Raw genomic sequence first — 18106 nt, forward strand, 5'->3', positions numbered from 1 at the left:
CACCTTTAGGACTTGGAATTTAATGCATTTGTCGAAAATGCTGAAAGGTGGATTTCCTGCTTATGCCAACATCCGATCTGAATAGGATAAAAGCGACCATGGACACCCGAATACGGAATAAAGGAAGTTTAAGAATAACTAGATTAAAAACTTGAATTTATAAGGTTTAATCAATTCTTGAAATTTTTTGGGACTTCTTTAAGGTTATGGACTTCAAGGTCAAATGGTTCTGAATAAGGATAATCTGGAACTCCTTCTCTTTTGATCAAACAAGTTTGCAAACCTGCCCTTTTTGCTCCCAAAAGATCCCAAGGATGGCAGGCAACCAACATGGTATCTTTGGCTGAGTAACCCATTTCCTTGAGCACATATAAATAACGAGAGGGATGAGGTTTGAAGTAACCCACTTCTTCAACACTGAATACACGTTCCAAAAATTTAATAAGGCCGCTGAATTCCATTTGGGCATTGGCAACATCCAAACTGCCATTGGTAAGTGCCACCATGGGTATATCCACTTCTTTGAGCTTAGCCATTCCTTCGATCTCATCTCCATGGGGTGGCAACGTTTTTATTATAGATAGTAAGAATTTAATCTCGGATTGCGTGATTTTCCGATCAAGTTTTTCAGCTGTCATTTTTAAAGTAGCATCTGCAATTTCTCCAAAAGGTCTATAGTTTTCAGACAAACTCTCTACCCAGGCATATTGTAGAAGTAGGGCAAACCAGGTGTCAAAAGCAAAGGAATGTTCCAATTAACTATTGATAGCGGATTTTAAGGAAGCCATGTCTAACAAGGTTTCATTGACATCGAAGATTAATAATTTGGCCTTTTTCACAGTCTAGCAGTTAATTATAATAAAAAAGAAATGTGGCATTCAATAACCTCACATCCCAAAATGCACTGAAGCAATAATCCTCTCCGAATCCGTATTCCAACAATCCAAAGACATTTCGGCTAACCCGGAAAGTTTTTCATAAAGAGCCATATCGTATTTTTGGGAGATTTCGGTTTGCATTACCTTCTTTTCGGAATTCAATTTTCTCTTCACCAATTGTACCGGTTTGTTTCCTTAAGCTGACTAGAAATCTTGCAATCTGAATCTTTTTCAAAAAGAGCCGCCATTTGCTTTTGATTCAGCCTGACTGCCTCCTTATCAAACTTTACCTCGATTTGAGTCTGACCGTCACTTCCTTGAAAGATTTCGATTTGGTTATCCATTACTTACTTGAATTTTTCCAGATTTCCCATTTTTGGTATTCTCTCGACAATAAGCCCCTTAAAATTAAAAGATCCAAAATCGTGATCTCTTCTATATTTATATAAATACATCTTTACTCATTAACATCTTTAAATCCAACAACTTTGAATTAGGCCCGTTAATTCATATAATGTAACTTTAAGTGCTTGACTATGTGGAATACAATAAAATTTTTAGGAACAGTTTTCATCAGCTTCATTGCGATGATCGGAGCTTTGGGTGCGGAAAATCCGTTCCCTCTTTTTGCAGTTGCTTGGGGAATTTGGATTATTTATATCCTAGGACTTCGGTCAAAAAGAAAAAAGGAACTTGACAAAGAGCGACTAATCGGAGAAATCCTGGATAAGCTTTAAAAACCAAAATGAAACTTTAAAGACGCAAAGGTTCCCAACAGGAAAAATCAAAACGAACCTAAGCTGACAAGTGTAAAACCCATTCTGGAAAGAAAGGGATTTTTTATGTGTGCGTTTTGGACCAAGGAAAGTGAAAATCCAATACAAAGGAAAAATGAAACGATCTGAAGTGAATTCAACATATTGAAACAACTGTTTGAACTAAATATGAGTTAAGAATGATAGAATAACAATCCAACAAAAAAGAGGGATTATTCCTCCCCCTTTTGTTCTATCCCCAGAATATAATTAGCTGCTTGGTGTGCCTTTTGAGCAGCATAAATCAGCATTTTTGGATCTTCCTTTAGTGGCTTAAACCATCCCTTCAGATAGGCCAAGGAGTTTTTGAAATTGGCATCCTTAATTCCGGCAAGGGCATTCAGGAAACTGGCTCCCATTTCGGCAATCAATTCCTCTTTTGAATATTCCACCGAACCAAAGCCAACCAAAGCCGGTCTTTCTGCAAATCTCCCTAATCTGCTGGAATGGCCTGTGCTATGGATCATTTCATGAAATAGGACTGAATAATATTGCTCGTCTCCTTTGAAGGACTCCTTATCCGGCATATTGATAAAATCTCTGGAGGGGCTGTAAAATGCGTCGTCTCCTTCATGAACTATATGCGGACAGGTGGTAAAGCCTGCAATGATGGATTCGCAAGTTTCGTTTGGGGAAAAAACCCTTTCTTCGACACCTTCAATGGAAAAATCGATACCTTCTATTTGATCGATATTGAAAACCGTCCAGATAAAGGGGGTAAACTTCCTTCCAAAAAGGTCCTCGTTTTCTCCTTCTTCATTGGTAGCCTTTCCTTTTACAAACTTGGAAATCTTCCAAAATACGACTTTAGAGCCTTTTTCATCCTTCTTGACATTTCTGCCTAGGTGCTTCGCCTGATTGTAGGTCAAGAAATAAGGACTTTTGAATTTTTTGGAGATAGTAACCCAGGCCAGCCAAAGTGCATTGAATCCCAAGTAAGGACGGTTTGAAGCATAATTCTTCGGAGAGTTTTTAGGACTCCAAACTTGTTCCCAAGTAAGGTTTTCATTTTGGATACCTTCGATGATTTCGTTGGTAACGGTTTCCGCTAATTGGTTGAAATTTTCCCAAGCATTCATGGTTGTAGAGTTTTAAAGTGTGACAGAAAAGGATTGATAAAGCGATTATTGATTTGTTTATCAGCCACATAAAGCCCAGTTAAATCCAAGGATATTAGGAAGATTGACCCGACACTTAAACCGAGATTTTTCCCGAGTACATGGGGTAATTTTTTTGAAGTAAAGGGCGATATGTGGGCGTGAAGTGACATTTTTTTTATCCACTGGTATTGAGGTTCTGACCGACATGCAACCCATAGAGTGTGGTTCTGCATAGGGCAAAAGCCTGGGATAAAAAACCGGGAGGCAGTCCGTAGGAGGCCCTGTTTTTTAGATCAGGGCGGAGCGCACTTTTGACTGTTGCAGGTTCGCACTTAACCTTTGCATCGTCGTGTCATACACCGAAGACCAAGGGATTGAGAAGAAAAAAATGGAACGGAGCTCTCACCGACCGAAACGGACAAAAATCTCGATTTACTCGGAAGAAAAATCGGAAATAGGCTAGCCCCCCTGAAGGAGGCTCGGGCTACGGCTTCACGAAAGGGCCTTCCCGAGTCCCAGGCTCGCCGGGACAAGGAAGGGTAAGTGGAGTGAAGCGGTAGCCGTGGGGAGTGAAAGCCCTTTCCTAGAGTCGAGAGAAAAGAGCTGTCATTTGAAAAATGGCGCGAATGAATCGGAACGAAAGGAGTGGGCGAAACGGGGAATCAGCCTAAAGATTTGAAAAATAAATACACTTTTATATAAATGAATCTTTACATATCACCATATCATCGTTGCAATTTATTTATGGCCAGTTCGACGGTAAATGTTTCGAACTTGTAGGGTAAATCACCCTATTCAGAGCGATTAGAATGAATTGGTCTTAATCCTCAATTTGTTGGATTACCACAGCAAGAAGATTTTTCTTCACTCTGCATGGGTGGACACACCACTGAACCATAGGAGCAAAACACACAGCAATCTCCTACCTTGGGTTTTAGTAAAGTCTTGCATTGTTCGCAATCATAGAAAAACTGACAAGCATCTGTTGGCATAGTTTCTAATTTTTGATGCCCGCAAGTAGGGCATGTAAGCAGAGAATCAAGGATAATTTCGGACATGATTTATTTTTTTTCTAGAATCTGATAGCCTGTTTTGGAAATGGCTTCTTCTATCGATTGAGGGGAGGTCTTTGTTTTATCAAACTTTACATTTACAGCCGACTCTACATAAATCGCATCTACAGCCAAGATCCCTGGAAGTTTGTTTACTTGATTCTCAACCGCGATTTCACATCCCTCGCAAGTCATTCCCTTAATACTCCAAGTAAAAGATTGCACATCGTCCGTTGACACTAGAATGATTTCTTTTCCATCCGGGGAAGGTGCTATAATCTTCGCATAATTGGGGAAAGCCAATAACATCACGCAGAGGATTGTCATTATACCAAGGAATTTTTTGCTCTGAACAAAGCTGGGATTCTCGTCACAGGCACATTCAAGTTCTGTTTTTGTCTGGGGTTTTAGTGCACGATACCACGCCCATGCTAATATCATACAAGTCAGAATTATCAAAAATGGGCGAAATGCGTCAAGCCAAGCAAAAGAGGCTGCTAATCCTGTGGCTCCAGAAATGACGGCTAGAATTGGTGTAATACAACAGAGCGAAGCAGCGAAAGCAGAAAAAATGCCTGCGCCGGCAAGGGATTTGGAGGAAGATTTCATACCGATAAGGTGGGTTGAATGTGGCTGAATAGAGGCTTCAATAGTTCCAGATGATCCTGACGCAAGGAGTAAAATATCGTCTGACCCACTCGTCTGCCTTCAATTACTCGTCCATCTTTTAGCTTACGAAGATGCTGCGAAACTGCCGGAATCGTCATTCCAAGAATATCAGAAAGGTCACATGGGCACAGTTGTTTTTCGACTGAGAGGAGATAGAGAATCTTGAGCCGAACCTCATTTCCTGCTAAGGAAAGAGCTTCACTGATGCGATTAAATGATTCCTGATTTTCAGAAAGCATTGATTTGCACTGGTTGATTTGGATAGGATCTGCTAAGAGTCGTATACAGGTATCACTTGCCATATTGAAGGTCTATAGGACACAAACATAAAAGATATTTCTTATTTAAGCAATTGCTTAAATATTTACTTTGATTAAATCTGACTCAAAAGCCATTCCTTTATTGTAAAACAAGAAAATATTTGACCCTGTTTTTTAGATCAGGGCGGAGTGCACTTTTGAATGTTGCAGGTTCTCACTCAACCTTTGCATCGTCGTGTCATACACCTATAGACCGGGGGATTGAGAAGGAAAAAATGGAACGGAGCGCTCACCGACCAAAACGGACAAAAATCCCTATGGACTCGGAAGAAAAATCAAAAAAGGCTTGCCCCCCTTATGCAGGCTCGGGCTATTGCTTCACGAAACGGCCTTCCCGAGTCCTAGGCTTGCCGGGACTTAGGAGAAGGGTAAGTGCAGTGAAGCGGTAGCCGTGGGGAGTGAAAGCCCTTTCCTGGAGTGGAGAGCAAAGAGCTGTCATTTGAAAAATGGCGCGAATGAATCGAAACGAAAGGAGTGGGCGAAACGGGGAAAATTTGCTTTTTTTTATACCAAGGCTGTCAGTATCTCCTCAAGTTCCAAAGCTCTTTGCCTAATCCTGTTCATGAAAGAAATTGAGGCTATAAACATTCCTTCGCGTCCAATTTTGAATTGCAAATCATCAAAAGAAAAAACAAGATTCCTGTCAATTTCGAGCTGACTTTCCCAGTGTTTCTGAGAATCTTCGAGCATGGCTTTTTTGCTTGGATCTAGTTTTCGCAATAAAGTATTGAAAACATTGTTTAGTTCTTTTTCCCAAAGATCTCGATGTTTATTGATGCATTCTCCCCATTCAACATTAGTGACCCACTCACATTCTTGGAAAGATTTGTCTATCCAGTGCTCCTTTGCTTCAGGATTAGAATGGGAAAAATTACCTCCCCTGTTTCCGACTTTACTCTCCAGAGATTCAATGATTTTGGGTCCGACTTCAATTATCCATTTTGCTGTCCTCTGATCATATTCCACTCCATGAGAAGCTTGATTTAACACCCCAATCATGTCTCTTAAAACACTTTCCTCTTCAATCGGAATAATATGATGTGACGCAAGGTCCCTTAAGAGATTGTTTATCCCCAACCTCTCAGCCTTTAGATCATATTTTAAAGCAATGCTTCGTAAGACCTTTTCAATATCCAGCCTTAAGCTCACCAAAGCCAGTTCTTGATTTTGTTCCGCTAGCTCAACAAATAGCCTTTTCCCAGCCTCTTCTTCTCCCCGCTCTTTTTTTAAGTCTTCAGAACTAATTAACCCTACCTTTTGGGCCTCCTCTTCAATTTTTCGCAATTCTTGAAATTCAAGTTTTAAGCCACCGGGTAACTCTACCGATTTGAAAAGTGTCTCAACCCATGGAATAACAGCCAAAGCCAATAATGAAACCGTAATAAGGTCAATATTGATCATTGGAAAAAGAAGATGCAGAATGGCGAGCGATGCCGCTACTATTGTTACAGCTATCTTTACTGTCTGTTTGGATTTCATGTCTATATTTTCAGACTGCAACTGTTTTTTGTAGTTCCCACGAACCTTAAACGAATAATACCCCAATCCTCGCTTCTGATTCAAAGCCCAATTCGGAGAATCGAACAGGCCTATTTTTGAGAATCACTTCCAAGGGACTATATATCCTTAATTATTTTTAGAAAGTCCTCAAGCTTGTAGGCTCCATCTACCGTACGCCTTTCATAAACCATAAAATACCGGAAATTATTTCCCGCTTTACTTGCCCAAAATGCTCCTAATCGAATCTTTTGTTCAGCATCCAAATGGTCTCCTTTTGTCTCCAATAGAACAGTCTTATCGCTCTTCGTTTGAATGATAAAATCAGGATAGTGGTTTATGAAGCCATTAATCCGGAATCCTTTTCTGTCAATATTGCGAGACCAAAATGCGATATTGTTCATGTTACCGATTTCATTAATTACCTGCTCTTCAAATCCATTCATCTTCCCTTCTTTCTCATAAAGGGATTTGGTGATGTCCTTAGCCGTATCCCCAGGCGATATGCTTTTGGGCAGTGAGTAGGATGATTTGATGAAGACCTTATCTGTATCTAGAAAGTCTTTGAATTTTTGTTCAGCGTAGGATTCAGAAAGCGCGGTAATTTTTTGCTTTATCTTATCCTTATAGGTGTATTCGTTGTTTGCGAAAGCAGAAAACTGCTCATCAGTAAAGTCCTCTAAGATCCGGTTGATATATTTCGCTATCTCCTTGTCAGCGATAGGATACATGTTCCCAATCAAATCCATGATCCTCCTTGTAAAATTCTTAATCCTACTCTCTTTTCTGGCTGGATCAAGTAGATAGGTCATAACACTTTCTTTGACTAGTCCATCTAAGCGAACAAAAGTAGGGGTATGTTCCTTCTTAGTCTCGTCCAAATCTACCTTATAAAGCTCTGAAGTAATGGTATCAAAAGCGATATTGGTATCTGCTTTACTCAAAGCAAATCCTTCCAATAAGTTTTCTTTTTCTAAAGGAAGCTCTTCTAAGCCTGAGCTAAATAAATCGTTGGAAAGCACCTTGAGATAGAACTGAGGGAGATTTACTTTCTCAGCCTCGTCTTTAAAAACCTCTTTTATCGTATATCTTTTCACCAATTTTTGGATTTCGTTGGGCAGAACTGGAATACCACTGGATTCCATTTCAAAAACTACTTTTTCAAAAGCTTCATTTTGTTCAATCGCCGTGGTTTCTATTTCAGACACCGATTCCACTTCTGGATAATCGTCAGAAACTAAAATTCTTGACACATCAATATCTGAAGTGATATCCTCATCTGATTCCGGCTGATTTTGAGCCACTCCTGAAGTTGGAATTAAAGTAAGCTGTTGTAATGGATCCGCCGGTCTAGCAGGTTCTACGGTGATGGAATCAGCCAACTTATAATCTTTGTCACTAAATCCTGCCTTGTTCAGACCCTTTACAATGTTGTCCAATGTCTCTAAAAATCTGGATGAGGCGGTCAAAACATAACTCACATTGAGCAAGGGGAATTTATGCTTCATTACGTAGGGCTGCCTCAAAACACGCCCCAAAATCTGCTCCACATCCACCGCCGAACTCTTGTCTGCCAAAGAAGCCAGAATGTAGGCAAAAGGACAGTCCCAACCTTCTTTAAGTGCATTTACCGTGATGATGAATCGTACTTCACAGTCTCGACTCATCAAGTCGATATTCTTCAATTCATTTAGATTGGCAGTCTTGATTTTGATTTGCTCCTCCGGAATTTTTAACTCGATGAGCTTCTCCTTCAGTTTTTCGAAAGTTGTGTTATCATCAGCATTTCGGGGTTGGGATTGAAAAAGCACAATCGGGCGAATGTATTTCCCTCCGTTTTTCGCTTCATCAAGTGCCTGTTTCTCAAGTCGCCTCTGGAGCTGCAAGGAAGAGTTGATCACTTCAGTTTTATCCTGATGATTATACACAATCACCGGAAGCTTCACCATATTCTCCTTTTTCAGATCCAGTGCATCTATGAAGCTGATGATGTTACTGTTTTTGCGAGGTGTAGCAGTTAGGTCCAGGATAAAGCAAGGATTGATTTCCTTCAGCATATCCACACTTAGATCACTTTCTGCGTTGTGACTTTCATCCACAACAACCACCGGATTAAGGTACTTTATGATCGCCCCTAGCGTGATCTCCTCATTCTTATCCAGCAAGCTCTCAAAAGATTGAAGGTTTCCATTTTCCTGAAAAACCTTTCTGTCTTCCTTGTTTTTGGCCTTTAAACTATCAAAGCTAAACACCATGATATTCAACTGCTCCTTTACCGAAGTGGCATTGAATCCACTACCCTGGAGGAGGCTAGATTTATCAAAAACCTCAACTTTGTTTCCAAAGTGAGAATTGATTTTTTGTCGATAAGGATGTGAGGGATCTTTAAGGTTTTTGATGGTCTGATCCAAAATGGTAATGGAGGGAACCAGCCACACCACAGCTTTTGGCTTGTCGTAGTTAAATGCATCAAAAATAGTCTTGATGGCATTGCAGGCAATAAAAGTCTTCCCTCCTGCGGTTGGCACTTTCAGACAAATATGGGGCACCCGAGGCACATTGTTTTTATAAGGCTCAATGGCTGTTCCGGGGAAAGGCATCAATGGCGTTTTGGGATGCTCTGACCAAAAATTATGAAATGCCTTAGCCGTGTCCTTGGTTTCTTGCACTCGCTCCAAGAATAGAGACAAATCATTGATGACTTCTTGTTGATAGGGCTTCAGTTCCATTACTTCTTCTTCAATTTTTTAACTTCTTTGTCAAAGTCAGAGATGATTTTTTGGGTTTTGTTAAACTCATCATATTCCTTCACCGCCTTTTTGTCGGCCTGTAGTTTAGAAATCCGGCCTTTTCCGGAAAGGACTCTATATTCATTAAAAGTCAAAAACTTATTGACGCTTTCAGCCAATCCCTCCATGGTAAAGGTATTCTCTCGCTCGATCAGCCCTTCGATGTAGTCGAAATATCCGGTCACGGTTCTTTCCAATTGTTGGATTTCCATTTCCTGAAGGTAATTCTTGGCGATGATCACATCCAACTTTAATACTCGACCCTCCGGGCTGTTTTTCCAAGTGGCCAGGCCCATGTTTTCCTTTTTGGCGTCAGCTGAAAGATGAATAATTTCAGCGGCCGTCTTACCCGTGATGGCAAAATGAAATTTGTTCTGAACCATGGCATAAAAATTCTTCGTAATCTCAGACTTGGGATCATAGTCGATACTGCATTCTGCAAAAATGTCTGTCACCTGTTGGTATATCCTCCGCTCACTCGCACGGATGGAACGAACCCTTCGGAGTAACTCCTTAAAATAGTCTTTACCAAAAGCAGTTGTTCCCTGCTTCAAACGCTCATCATCCAACACAAACCCTTTGATGATATATTCTTTTAGGGTTTGGGTCGCCCAAATCCTGAACTGGGTTGCTTTGGATGAATTGACGCGGTACCCAACTGAGATAATTGCGTCCAGATTGTAGAACTTCTGTTTTCTAGACACCTGACGCTCTCCTTCTTGTTGAACTTGTAAAATTTCTTTACAAGTTGCCATTTCTTCCAATTCACCACTTTCAAAAATGTTTTTGAGGTGAATGGTTATGTTTTGGGGTGTGGTGTCAAATAGCAAACTCATTGCCTTTTGTGTCAACCAAACACTTTCATCCTGAAGGTAAACCTGCACTCGCACTTCCCCAGAAGGCGCGGTATAGAGCAGGAAATTATTTTGTTGTTCACTCATGCTTAGAATCTGGTAATGTCTCTAGGTATCTTCTTAAAAATTAAATGGTGCTTCACCATAAACTCTTTGGTTAGCAAACAATTATCGGCGTAGATCACATATTGTTCAGCTTTGGTCTTGACGCTTGCCAAGAAGCTATGATCCAGTGTAGTGATGGCCTCTGATTCGTAGTAGAAGTAGTAGGAGGTATCGTTATACTTCCCAAGAAAATGGGCATTGTCCTCATGCTTCCCTTCCTTCAAGTGCGTTTTAGTTTCAGTGTACCACACATAATTTCGGATTTTCGGCAGCCCCACAGATTCATTAAGATTTCCATTCTCATCAAATAGTGGCTGGCCTAATTCGTAGAAATCGAAACTTCCTCCTGTACCCTGAACCTCTGTATAGCCGTAAATAACCTTCCTAATGCGATCAGATATAATTGTTTCGGAATAGTCCATCATTTCAACTAATATGAACTTTCTATTTCCCCCATCTTTCTTATTAAGATTTAAAACGGAATGTGCGGTTGTCCCGGAACCTGCAAAAGAATCTAAAACAGTAAAATCCTTTCCGTTAACGATACTAATTAAATATTGAATTAAGGTTAAAGATTTAGGGTAGTCGAAATCAATTCCCATTTTCTTTAACTCACTACTCATATTTTGAGTGCTTCCCATATTAAACAAAGAACTAACAACATGGCTTGCATCCCCCCTTGATTTAATGTTTTCAATAGCTCCAGTTTTAGAAATTGAAAAAGTTGTTTTTTGACCTTTACTATCCTTCACTGGCATGAATTTATTCATGATAAATTCTTCAAAAATTGCCTTTGAACTCCATCCACTAGTTACAATAACTTCATTAGTCAATTTGAAATCCTGGATAATAGCATCCCTGTCATAATGTGGCCATGCATCAGATCTCTCTTGAATTACACCATTTTCTAAATCACATGGGAAACCAATTGGAAGCTTTACTGGACTTATGGGGTTTTTTGGCCCATTTTTAACAATTGTATTTCTTATTTCAGTTTTAAATAGCTTACTTCCTTCTGGTATGTTTGGATCAACGATTTTTGGGTGTTCAAAAAGTTCAATCTTTTTTGCGTATGAGAGAATATATTCATGATTGATCTTGATTTTTGCCTGATTATCAAAATTCCCATCAGTCCTCCAAGTAAAATTTGTTATAAAATTACTCCTTCCAAAAATTTCATCACAAATGCATTTTAAGTTTTGATATTCATTGTCGTCAATGGAAATGAAAATTAATCCGTCATTTGATAAAAGCTTATGAAGTAATTGCATTCTTGGATACATCATGCAAAGCCATTTATCATGTCTGGTTAAATCATCCCCTTCTTTACCAACAGTTTCCCCAAGCCATTTTTTGATTTTGGGATCGTTTACATTGTCGTTATATACCCACCCTTCATTTCCTGTATTGTAAGGGGGATCTATATAGATGCACTTGATTTGGCCTTCATATTCAGGTAGTAGTGCTTTGAGGGCTTCCAAGTTGTCCCCATGGATTATCTTATTCCCGCTTTGCGTTTCGGTGCTAGTCTGTGTTCCGTTATCAAATCCATAGCTATGCTCGAGTACCTTAAAAGGCACGTCCATGTGATGATTGATTACTTTTTCCTTTCCTATCCAGTGTAGTGTAGGCATTGGTTTAAATTAAAGCTTGGTTTAAAAATTATGGCTAGACTTGATGAGTTCTTTTGGGTCCACACCCAAGATTCTGGCAATTTCAAAGAGAACTTCCAATCGTGGTTGGTGCCGATTTTGGACATAGCCATTGACCATGTTATAGCTTTTGCCGAGTTGCTCGGCAAGCCAAGTTTGGGTAATTCCCTTTTCCTCAAGCACTTCTTTGATCCGGTTCATTCCTGAAATTCGTCAGAGACTAAAAATAGAGAATTATCGGGATTATCTCGTTTTTTGAGATAGAAAACAAACTAAAAAGATTTCAATCAAAGTGGCCACCTTATCAACTACTCTACTCCTCCCACACGACCGAAAGAACTGTATTATAACTGGGAGTAACGATACAATATTCATAAAATTTGTAGTTCCGGTCATTCTCCCATTCTTTCATATCAAACCAAGTTGACTTCCAAATTTGTTGTTTGGACTGGGTCTTAGAGTAAATCTTTCCATCTTTAAAATATTCGGCCGCAACAGAGTCGTCAGGCGGAGAAAGATTAATTCGATCAATTATAAAATTCTTGAAGTCTTCCGACTTCTTCCAATACAGAACCTTATTGTTGTGACAATAAAAAACACAAATCGGGTGTGGTCCAAGCTCTAGATATCTAAAAACCGTTGATGTTCGACTTGTTGAGAATTTATCAGAAAGGTGCCTAATCAAACTTGGACTAAACTCATAATCAGAACACTCCGAAAAAAAAATGCCAGATGGCATTAATAGCTCTGAAGCAAACTGGTTTGCTTCTGCCTCTTGGATTCCTTTTTTTGAACGGTTTACCTTATCATCAAACCAGCTTAAAGTACTTTCATTCTCGTTGTGTACTTCCAATGTATTCCGGTGCATTTCATGATGGCCCAATTCATGAGCAATAGTAAACCTTTTTCTTCCTTCAAATTCTAGATTTGAATTAACAGAAATAATGGTCTTTCTTTCTCCAAACACAATTCTACCATCAGAATTTTTTAGTGGCTCATACCTTAAAGTGGCCCCCCTCCCAGAAACTATTAATTCAAGCGGTATTTTAGTTGGATCATCAATCCCACATTCCTCCAGCAACCTCTTCGCTGCCAAAGCCCCTCTCGAAATTGCCATTAGATTTCATTTCTTTTTTCCAATTCCTCCATGAGTTTTGCAAGATCAACATTTGACAAAATTTCACGAATTTCCTCATCGTCTAACTTATCGAGACTTCTAAATTGCACATTTGGTGCTTTTTTCCTCAACATGCCAACCAACATATTCCCAGTTAAACTTAGATTTTCTTCTATCTTTTGTTTGAGCAACACAAGAGCTTTCTCCATCAAACTCTCATCCCTTTCCATATTTACTTGGGCTTTTCTCAAAAACGTTGATTTACGAATTTCCTTAATTCCCGATGTCACATATCTATTTACATCTACTCCTTCCTTCTTTAGAAAATCAGTAGCAGTTTCCTGATTTGAGCTTACTGCCTCTGCATAATCATGAAGAAGTAGTTTAAAGGCTTTTAATTTATTTTCAGTTGACATATTTTCTTTTAATTAAAGGAGTCCAAAATTCTTCTAGATAACCTTCTCAGCCTTCGAATCCTATTATCATATTCTTCCTCAGAAATATTAAGATCTTTACAGATTTCACATCTTTTTGACTCATCGTAATAACGACCGATAAAAATTTCATACAATTCCTCATCGCCAGAAATCTCTCCCTCAATGCTTGCCACAGCTGTGGCAACATCTATAGATTCATCGAGTTCAAACTCTACAGCAAAGAAATCATCAACTTCTTCTAAATCATATTCGTCCTCTTTTTCATCTTGGACAATTTCATTGAGGTTTGCAGCTTTCTTCTTAGCGTTAAAAATCGATTGTCGCAGAATATTGTATTTCAAATATCTTATTAGGTCGGGATTTCTGGATGGTTCAAATTTCTTGGGTTCATTCAAATACTTCGTAATCGCATCAATTGCAAAATCGTAAGAAAGCTCCTCCCTAGATCTAACCATCCTCTGATTGCTCACTCCAATTAGGGCATATGCATAGGCCATGAGCACTGGAATAACCTTTTCCCAGTCAACATTTTCATAGTCTGATTTGATTTCAAGTCGTTCCAAAAGGCGCTAATTAATTGTAATGCTAATTAAAAAGAAAAAATTGCCATGCCGCGGCAATTTTTTCTTCGCCAGTAGCATACTATTTTATCACGTTCAAACTACTAAAAACGATGGCCACAAACAAACCAACAGGAGACAATGCTCGAAAAGGAGCTGTCAGAAAACGATCACAAGTACAAAATCCCAAGACCGGTCTCTGGACAAAGAGAAATTCTGAAACTGGGCAATTTATGGATGTAAAAACGTCCAATTCTAAACCTTTCAAGGGAATCCGAAAAGAGAGATAAGAAAATGGCAAAAAATGTAAATCGACCAAACATCCCCCCAAAAGTCAAAACCAATTTATGGCGGTCTTCTGGCGGACGGTGCCAGTTCAATAATTGCAACACTCCCCTATGGTTGCACAAAGCAACGATGGACCAAATGAACAAAGCATACATAGCCCACATATTTGCATTTTCTAAAGGAGGAGCCAGATATGATGAGGTAAAGTCACCTTTGCTAGAAAAGGATTTCTCGAATCTTATGTTAGTGTGTGATGAATGCCACCGTACGTTTGACGATAAATCAAAAGAGGAAGAATATCCAGCAGATCGCTTGATAACGATGAAAAGAGTCCATGAAGAGCGTATTGAGCTTTTGACCGGAATTGCACCTGACATGAGAAGCCATATTCTTCTCTTTGGTGCTAAAATAGGACAAAATGCCTCTCCTTTAAATTTTCATTCCGCGACTCAAGCTATACTCCCGAATTACTACCCTTCTATGCCACGGCCGGTGGAAATTGGAATGCAATCAGCTTTGGAAGATCATGCCGAAAGCTACTGGCTAGCCGAAGAAGAAAACCTGATAATTAAATTCAAATCAGAAGTTCAGTATTTGAAGGGAAAACATGAAACTCAACACTTTTCCATCTTTGGTCTTGCACCTCAACCATTGCTTATAAAGCTAGGCACCTTATTAGGTGACCTTTACGATGCGGAGGTTTATCAACTTCATAGAGAACCTACCACCTGGAAGTGGCTAGATCAAAAGTACGATGTTAAGCACCAAATTGTACCTGCTTCAACAGACCACAAAGTTGTTGCCCTCAAATTTGAATTGAGCGCAACTATCACTGATGATCGGATAAAGAATTCTCTTGGTGAGGAATCTAGCATTTGGTCGATTACCCATAGTAGCCCTAATAATGACTACCTAAAGTCTCGCCTCCATTTGCAGGATTTTCGCCGAATAGCACGCAAAGCGCTCGATCAAATAAAAGCGCGGCATGGAGAGGATGTAATAATCCATGTATTTCCAGCTATGCCAGTTTCTACTGCTATTGAACTAGGAAGGGTTTGGATGCCAAAAGCAGACCTTGCAATGATAATTTATGATCAAAACAGAAGGGAAGGCGGTTTTATTAAAACTTTAAAAATCTCTTAAAAGTATGTTGACACCGGAACAAAAAAAACAATTTAGTGATCTCCTTGAGGCGCTAGGACAAGAACTAGATATTAGCAAAGAACAGTACGATGCTGTCGTAAAAAGCTATCAAGCGGTAGGTAACCAACTTTCAAAAGAAGGATCTCTACTGTCACCTTATAAACCGGAAATTCTTCCTCAAGGATCATTTCTATTCGGTACGATGATAAAACCAGTAAACGAGAAGGACGACCTTGATATTGACCTGGTGTGTAAATTAACAGGTAAGCAGCCGTCTTGGACCCAATACAACCTGAAGCAAAAGGTTGGAGATCAGCTAAAAGAAAATACTGTTTACCGAAAGATGCTGAAAGAAGAAGGTCGAAGATGTTGGACGTTGGTTTATTCCGATTCTGCCAATTATCATATGGATATTCTACCTTCTATTGTCGATTCTGGATATCAAATGATTTTGGAAAATGCATTTTTAAATTCTAAAACGACTGATCTGAATGAACTTGCGATCAGAATAACTGACAGGTTTAGAGATGATTACTATTCTGAAACCGATCATAAAATTTGGCTTAAATGCAACCCTTTTGGTTATGCCAAGTGGTTTACAAATGAGGCTTCAATTGACTTAAGTAAAAGAATAACTTTAAGTGAATCGATAAAGCCAGTTCCCCAATATCAAAAAGATAAGCTGCCCCTTCAACGAGTTGTTCAAATTCTTAAAAGGCATCGCGATCTTTTTTTCAATGGAGATGAGGACAAACCAATATCAATTATCATAACTACTTTGGCTGCAAGGGCCTATCAGAAGGAGACTTCTATCATAGATGCATTATTGAATGTAATCGACCGTATGCATTTGTTTATCAAAGAAAAATTTAATCCAAAAACAGGTAGGATGATCAAATGGATAGGGAATCCTGTAAATGAGGAAGAAAATTTTGCGGATAAATGGGAGGAGGCTCCCCAAAAAGAAAAAAACTTTGAATTGTGGTTACAGGCTGTTAAAACCGATGTTAGACAAGCCTTAGACCAAAAAGATAAAGGTTTACATTCTGTTATGGAATCCTTAAAATCACCATTTGGAGAAAAATCGGTATCTCTAGCATTTGCCAACTACGGGGAAAAGCAGTTGCAATTAAGAAACGCAGGAGGATTAAAAATGGCGGGAATCACTGGAATGATAGGCTCAGTAGGTAGAACTTCAATCATTCAACACACAAATTTTGGTGCGAAAAAGGATCAATAAACCAATTCCGCTAATTCAACAGGAAGTGGCATTGAAGTCATTTTTCCCTGGATCAAAGATCAGTCGTAAATCCGATTTTGAAATCAAGTGGACACATACTGTAAAACCTACTCCACTAAGTGAATGCTACACCCTCCTTCTTCATTATAAAAAGGGCGAAGGAGCTAAAGTCTATGTAGTTTCTCCCAAACCACTTCAATTGGCGAAAGGAAAAACCAGACTTCCACATGTTTACAGTCATGCAGAACAGCGCCTTTGCCTGTACTATCCAAATGACGATGAGTGGAATTCTTCTATGCTGTATATAAAAACCCTCATTCCTTGGGCCTGCGAATGGCTTATGCATTATGAAATTTGGGTCGGGACTGGGGAATGGAAAGGAGGAGGTATTGAGCATAATGAGAACCCTGATGAAAATGAAAAATCTGAATAAAATTATTCTCCTTACCCGAAGAGGAAAACGAAAATCCAAGGGTAAAAAAAGCCCTTTCGGGCTTTTCTCAAGATTCTTCCTAATCCGGTTCTTTGACCGAAACGTAAACTGTGTGGGTTTTTCCGTACTGATCCGGTTCTTTTAGCTTGGCGACATTGAACTTGACGAAGGTTTCTCCTTCATACTCGAAGGTGTGGTTTTGAAGCTCAGTCATATTCAGGCTCACTTCCACAATGTTTCTATTTTCGACTTGCTTTCCTTTTCCGATGTACTTTTTTGAGAATGCCATAGTATTTTGGTTTTAGTTAAAATTTATGCAGGTCATTTAGGATGGCCGGGAAAGTGATGAAAAATTAGAATTTAAAAACCGGGAGGCAGTCCGTAGGAAACCCTGTTTTTAGGAAATTCTGCTAAAAGCCTCAATTTTTTGAAACTGACAGGCCATCCGACCTTTGTGCATACAATTGGATAAAACCTGAATAGGGCTTGTAAATACTTCGGGAAAAGGCAAGATGAAAAGACCGAACTGGCCAAACTCAATTAAGGGTAATCTCCTCAGCAAGTGGCACAGAAACTTCTCCAGGAGGCATAGCTTCAAATTCAAATTGTCGATAAACTCCCCTACTCCATGCTCTTTGAGCAAACAGCCATCAGTAAGAAACAGAAGGAGACCATCAAATCCTATCTGGAAAAATTGAAAAATCAAGACCCGATCAATCCGGATTGGTCTTTCGAGATCCATTCTTTCCCGGATCACCTGATCGCTTCGGGTCACTTACAGATGTTCAAAACAATTGGACCGCACCACACACTGGCCAGAAAACTGATCACTAATTGCCGCGGAGAATACCGCAGTTAGACCCCGGCTGAGGCAGATCCAGTTTGCTAACTATTGAATCATAACCTATGGTCTGGAGCATCTTAGAGAAAAGAGCATACCACCCCAAGGAGTAATTTCCTTTCTGTAAATTCAATTTTTAAAGGCTTCATAGGATAAAAAAATCTTAAGGGAAAAGAATCAAAAAGCATCTCAAAAAAGTTTTCAAAATCAACATTTTTAATTGTTTACATGCAAAAACCTCTAATGAATGTCATTAGAGGTTTTTCCTATAGACGGATTTGGGTTAAAATGACCTATGTCATCGTTTTGGGATTCA

General features: G+C 39.4%; 21 protein-coding genes. 5 read left to right on the forward strand and 16 right to left on the reverse strand.

Translation table 11 applies throughout. The annotated features are described in order from the left end of the window. Positions 1-170 precede the first annotated feature (170 nt). From ESV85_RS00665 to ESV85_RS22160, 3 genes are all read right to left on the reverse strand, one after another. Positions 171-755, reverse strand: a complete 585-nt coding sequence (locus ESV85_RS00665) for a haloacid dehalogenase type II (RefSeq protein ID WP_146914352.1) — start codon at positions 753-755, stop codon at positions 171-173. A 132-nt stretch (positions 756-887) separates the two neighbouring features. Beyond that, on the reverse strand, positions 888-1052 hold the full coding sequence (locus tag ESV85_RS22155; RefSeq protein ID WP_191321870.1) for a hypothetical protein: 165 nt from the start codon (positions 1050-1052) through the stop codon (positions 888-890). Further along, positions 1049-1222, reverse strand: a complete 174-nt coding sequence (locus ESV85_RS22160; RefSeq protein ID WP_191321871.1) for a hypothetical protein — start codon at positions 1220-1222, stop codon at positions 1049-1051. The genes ESV85_RS22155 and ESV85_RS22160 overlap by 4 nt, the downstream gene beginning before the upstream one ends. 192 nt (positions 1223-1414) lie before the next feature. Between ESV85_RS22160 and ESV85_RS00670 the strand changes: the two genes are divergently transcribed. Beyond that, on the forward strand, positions 1415-1615 hold the full coding sequence (locus tag ESV85_RS00670) for a hypothetical protein (protein WP_146914353.1): 201 nt from the start codon (positions 1415-1417) through the stop codon (positions 1613-1615). A gap of 251 nt (positions 1616-1866) precedes the next feature. Here the strand turns inward: ESV85_RS00670 and ESV85_RS00675 are convergent, their stop codons facing one another. The 12 genes from ESV85_RS00675 to ESV85_RS00730 all read right to left on the reverse strand — a co-directional run bounded on the left by ESV85_RS00675 (position 1867) and on the right by ESV85_RS00730 (position 13848). Continuing rightward, positions 1867-2772 (reverse strand): ArdC family protein, encoded by a 906-nt coding sequence (locus ESV85_RS00675; protein WP_146914354.1) that lies wholly within the window; start codon positions 2770-2772, stop codon positions 1867-1869. Between the two features lie 848 nt (positions 2773-3620). Then, the gene (locus ESV85_RS22425; protein WP_146914355.1) at positions 3621-3851 is read right to left on the reverse strand and encodes a GDCCVxC domain-containing (seleno)protein; all 231 of its coding nucleotides are present in this window, start codon (positions 3849-3851) and stop codon (positions 3621-3623) included. A gap of 3 nt (positions 3852-3854) precedes the next feature. Beyond that, positions 3855-4454: a mercuric transport protein MerTP gene (gene merTP / locus ESV85_RS00685; protein ID WP_146914356.1), complete on the reverse strand. Its 600-nt coding sequence runs from the start codon at positions 4452-4454 to the stop codon at positions 3855-3857. Further along, entirely contained in the window at positions 4451-4816 is a 366-nt protein-coding gene (locus ESV85_RS00690) for an ArsR/SmtB family transcription factor (protein ID WP_146914357.1), read from the reverse strand. Before ESV85_RS00690 ends, merTP begins: the two co-directional genes overlap by 4 nt. A gap of 522 nt (positions 4817-5338) precedes the next feature. Next, positions 5339-6313: a lysozyme inhibitor LprI family protein gene (locus tag ESV85_RS00695; protein ID WP_146914358.1), complete on the reverse strand. Its 975-nt coding sequence runs from the start codon at positions 6311-6313 to the stop codon at positions 5339-5341. 137 nt (positions 6314-6450) lie between these two features. Continuing rightward, positions 6451-9060 (reverse strand): DEAD/DEAH box helicase, encoded by a 2610-nt coding sequence (locus tag ESV85_RS00700; protein WP_146914359.1) that lies wholly within the window; start codon positions 9058-9060, stop codon positions 6451-6453. Further along, the gene (locus tag ESV85_RS00705) at positions 9060-10061 is read right to left on the reverse strand and encodes a virulence RhuM family protein (RefSeq protein ID WP_146914360.1); all 1002 of its coding nucleotides are present in this window, start codon (positions 10059-10061) and stop codon (positions 9060-9062) included. The genes ESV85_RS00700 and ESV85_RS00705 overlap by 1 nt, the downstream gene beginning before the upstream one ends. A 2-nt stretch (positions 10062-10063) precedes the next feature. Continuing rightward, positions 10064-11665 carry a site-specific DNA-methyltransferase gene (locus tag ESV85_RS00710; RefSeq protein ID WP_410488834.1) on the reverse strand — a complete coding sequence of 534 codons (1602 nt, stop codon included), beginning with the start codon at positions 11663-11665 and terminating at the stop codon, positions 10064-10066. Positions 11666-11734: 69 nt separating this feature from the next. After that, positions 11735-11932: a helix-turn-helix domain-containing protein gene (locus tag ESV85_RS00715; protein WP_146914362.1), complete on the reverse strand. Its 198-nt coding sequence runs from the start codon at positions 11930-11932 to the stop codon at positions 11735-11737. Between the two features lie 112 nt (positions 11933-12044). Continuing rightward, entirely contained in the window at positions 12045-12848 is an 804-nt protein-coding gene (locus ESV85_RS00720; RefSeq protein ID WP_146914363.1) for an ImmA/IrrE family metallo-endopeptidase, read from the reverse strand. Continuing rightward, positions 12848-13264 (reverse strand): hypothetical protein, encoded by a 417-nt coding sequence (locus ESV85_RS00725; protein WP_146914364.1) that lies wholly within the window; start codon positions 13262-13264, stop codon positions 12848-12850. The genes ESV85_RS00720 and ESV85_RS00725 overlap by 1 nt, the downstream gene beginning before the upstream one ends. A gap of 8 nt (positions 13265-13272) precedes the next feature. Further along, positions 13273-13848: a hypothetical protein gene (locus ESV85_RS00730; RefSeq protein WP_146914365.1), complete on the reverse strand. Its 576-nt coding sequence runs from the start codon at positions 13846-13848 to the stop codon at positions 13273-13275. 291 nt (positions 13849-14139) lie between these two features. On the opposite strand from ESV85_RS00730, the gene ESV85_RS00735 reads away from it, so the two are divergent. From ESV85_RS00735 to ESV85_RS00745, 3 genes are read left to right on the forward strand one after another with little or no spacing between them, the layout of a single operon-like run. Beyond that, positions 14140-15276, forward strand: coding sequence for an SAVED domain-containing protein (locus ESV85_RS00735; RefSeq protein WP_146914366.1), 1137 nt, complete (start codon positions 14140-14142; stop codon positions 15274-15276). 4 nt (positions 15277-15280) lie between these two features. Then, positions 15281-16516, forward strand: a complete 1236-nt coding sequence (locus ESV85_RS00740; RefSeq protein ID WP_146914367.1) for a nucleotidyltransferase — start codon at positions 15281-15283, stop codon at positions 16514-16516. Next, a complete protein-coding gene (locus ESV85_RS00745; protein ID WP_223275879.1) occupies positions 16497-16949 on the forward strand; it encodes a hypothetical protein in 453 nt (150 codons plus the stop codon). The genes ESV85_RS00740 and ESV85_RS00745 overlap by 20 nt, the downstream gene beginning before the upstream one ends. A gap of 79 nt (positions 16950-17028) precedes the next feature. On the opposite strand, the gene ESV85_RS00750 is transcribed toward ESV85_RS00745, so the two are convergent. Continuing rightward, positions 17029-17238 (reverse strand): hypothetical protein, encoded by a 210-nt coding sequence (locus ESV85_RS00750; protein WP_146914368.1) that lies wholly within the window; start codon positions 17236-17238, stop codon positions 17029-17031. A 339-nt stretch (positions 17239-17577) separates the two neighbouring features. On the opposite strand from ESV85_RS00750, the gene ESV85_RS00755 reads away from it, so the two are divergent. Then, positions 17578-17808, forward strand: coding sequence for a hypothetical protein (locus ESV85_RS00755; protein WP_146914369.1), 231 nt, complete (start codon positions 17578-17580; stop codon positions 17806-17808). Positions 17809-18106 lie beyond the last annotated feature (298 nt).

The organism is Algoriphagus aquimarinus, from assembly GCF_007997215.1.
Classification (GTDB): domain Bacteria; phylum Bacteroidota; class Bacteroidia; order Cytophagales; family Cyclobacteriaceae; genus Algoriphagus; species Algoriphagus aquimarinus_A.

Bases quoted from the DNA above. Each gene is read 5' to 3' on its own strand.
- ESV85_RS00690 (WP_146914357.1), bottom strand. From the start codon at position 4,816: ATGGCAAGTGATACCTGTATACGACTCTTAGCAGATCCTATCCAAATC.
- ESV85_RS00705 (WP_146914360.1), bottom strand. From the start codon at position 10,061: ATGAGTGAACAACAAAATAATTTCCTGCTCTATACCGCGCCTTCTGGG.
- ESV85_RS00735 (WP_146914366.1), top strand. From the start codon at position 14,140: ATGGCAAAAAATGTAAATCGACCAAACATCCCCCCAAAAGTCAAAACC.
- ESV85_RS00740 (WP_146914367.1), top strand. From the start codon at position 15,281: ATGTTGACACCGGAACAAAAAAAACAATTTAGTGATCTCCTTGAGGCG.
- merTP (WP_146914356.1), bottom strand. From the start codon at position 4,454: ATGAAATCTTCCTCCAAATCCCTTGCCGGCGCAGGCATTTTTTCTGCT.
- ESV85_RS00700 (WP_146914359.1), bottom strand. From the start codon at position 9,060: ATGGAACTGAAGCCCTATCAACAAGAAGTCATCAATGATTTGTCTCTA.
- ESV85_RS00675 (WP_146914354.1), bottom strand. From the start codon at position 2,772: ATGAATGCTTGGGAAAATTTCAACCAATTAGCGGAAACCGTTACCAAC.
- ESV85_RS00695 (WP_146914358.1), bottom strand. From the start codon at position 6,313: ATGAAATCCAAACAGACAGTAAAGATAGCTGTAACAATAGTAGCGGCA.
- ESV85_RS00755 (WP_146914369.1), top strand. From the start codon at position 17,578: ATGCTCTTTGAGCAAACAGCCATCAGTAAGAAACAGAAGGAGACCATC.
- ESV85_RS00710 (WP_410488834.1), bottom strand. From the start codon at position 11,665: ATGGACGTGCCTTTTAAGGTACTCGAGCATAGCTATGGATTTGATAAC.
- ESV85_RS00720 (WP_146914363.1), bottom strand. From the start codon at position 12,848: ATGGCAATTTCGAGAGGGGCTTTGGCAGCGAAGAGGTTGCTGGAGGAA.
- ESV85_RS00715 (WP_146914362.1), bottom strand. From the start codon at position 11,932: ATGAACCGGATCAAAGAAGTGCTTGAGGAAAAGGGAATTACCCAAACT.
- ESV85_RS00670 (WP_146914353.1), top strand. From the start codon at position 1,415: ATGTGGAATACAATAAAATTTTTAGGAACAGTTTTCATCAGCTTCATT.
- ESV85_RS22160 (WP_191321871.1), bottom strand. From the start codon at position 1,222: ATGGATAACCAAATCGAAATCTTTCAAGGAAGTGACGGTCAGACTCAA.
- ESV85_RS22425 (WP_146914355.1), bottom strand. From the start codon at position 3,851: ATGTCCGAAATTATCCTTGATTCTCTGCTTACATGCCCTACTTGCGGG.
- ESV85_RS00725 (WP_146914364.1), bottom strand. From the start codon at position 13,264: ATGTCAACTGAAAATAAATTAAAAGCCTTTAAACTACTTCTTCATGAT.
- ESV85_RS00750 (WP_146914368.1), bottom strand. From the start codon at position 17,238: ATGGCATTCTCAAAAAAGTACATCGGAAAAGGAAAGCAAGTCGAAAAT.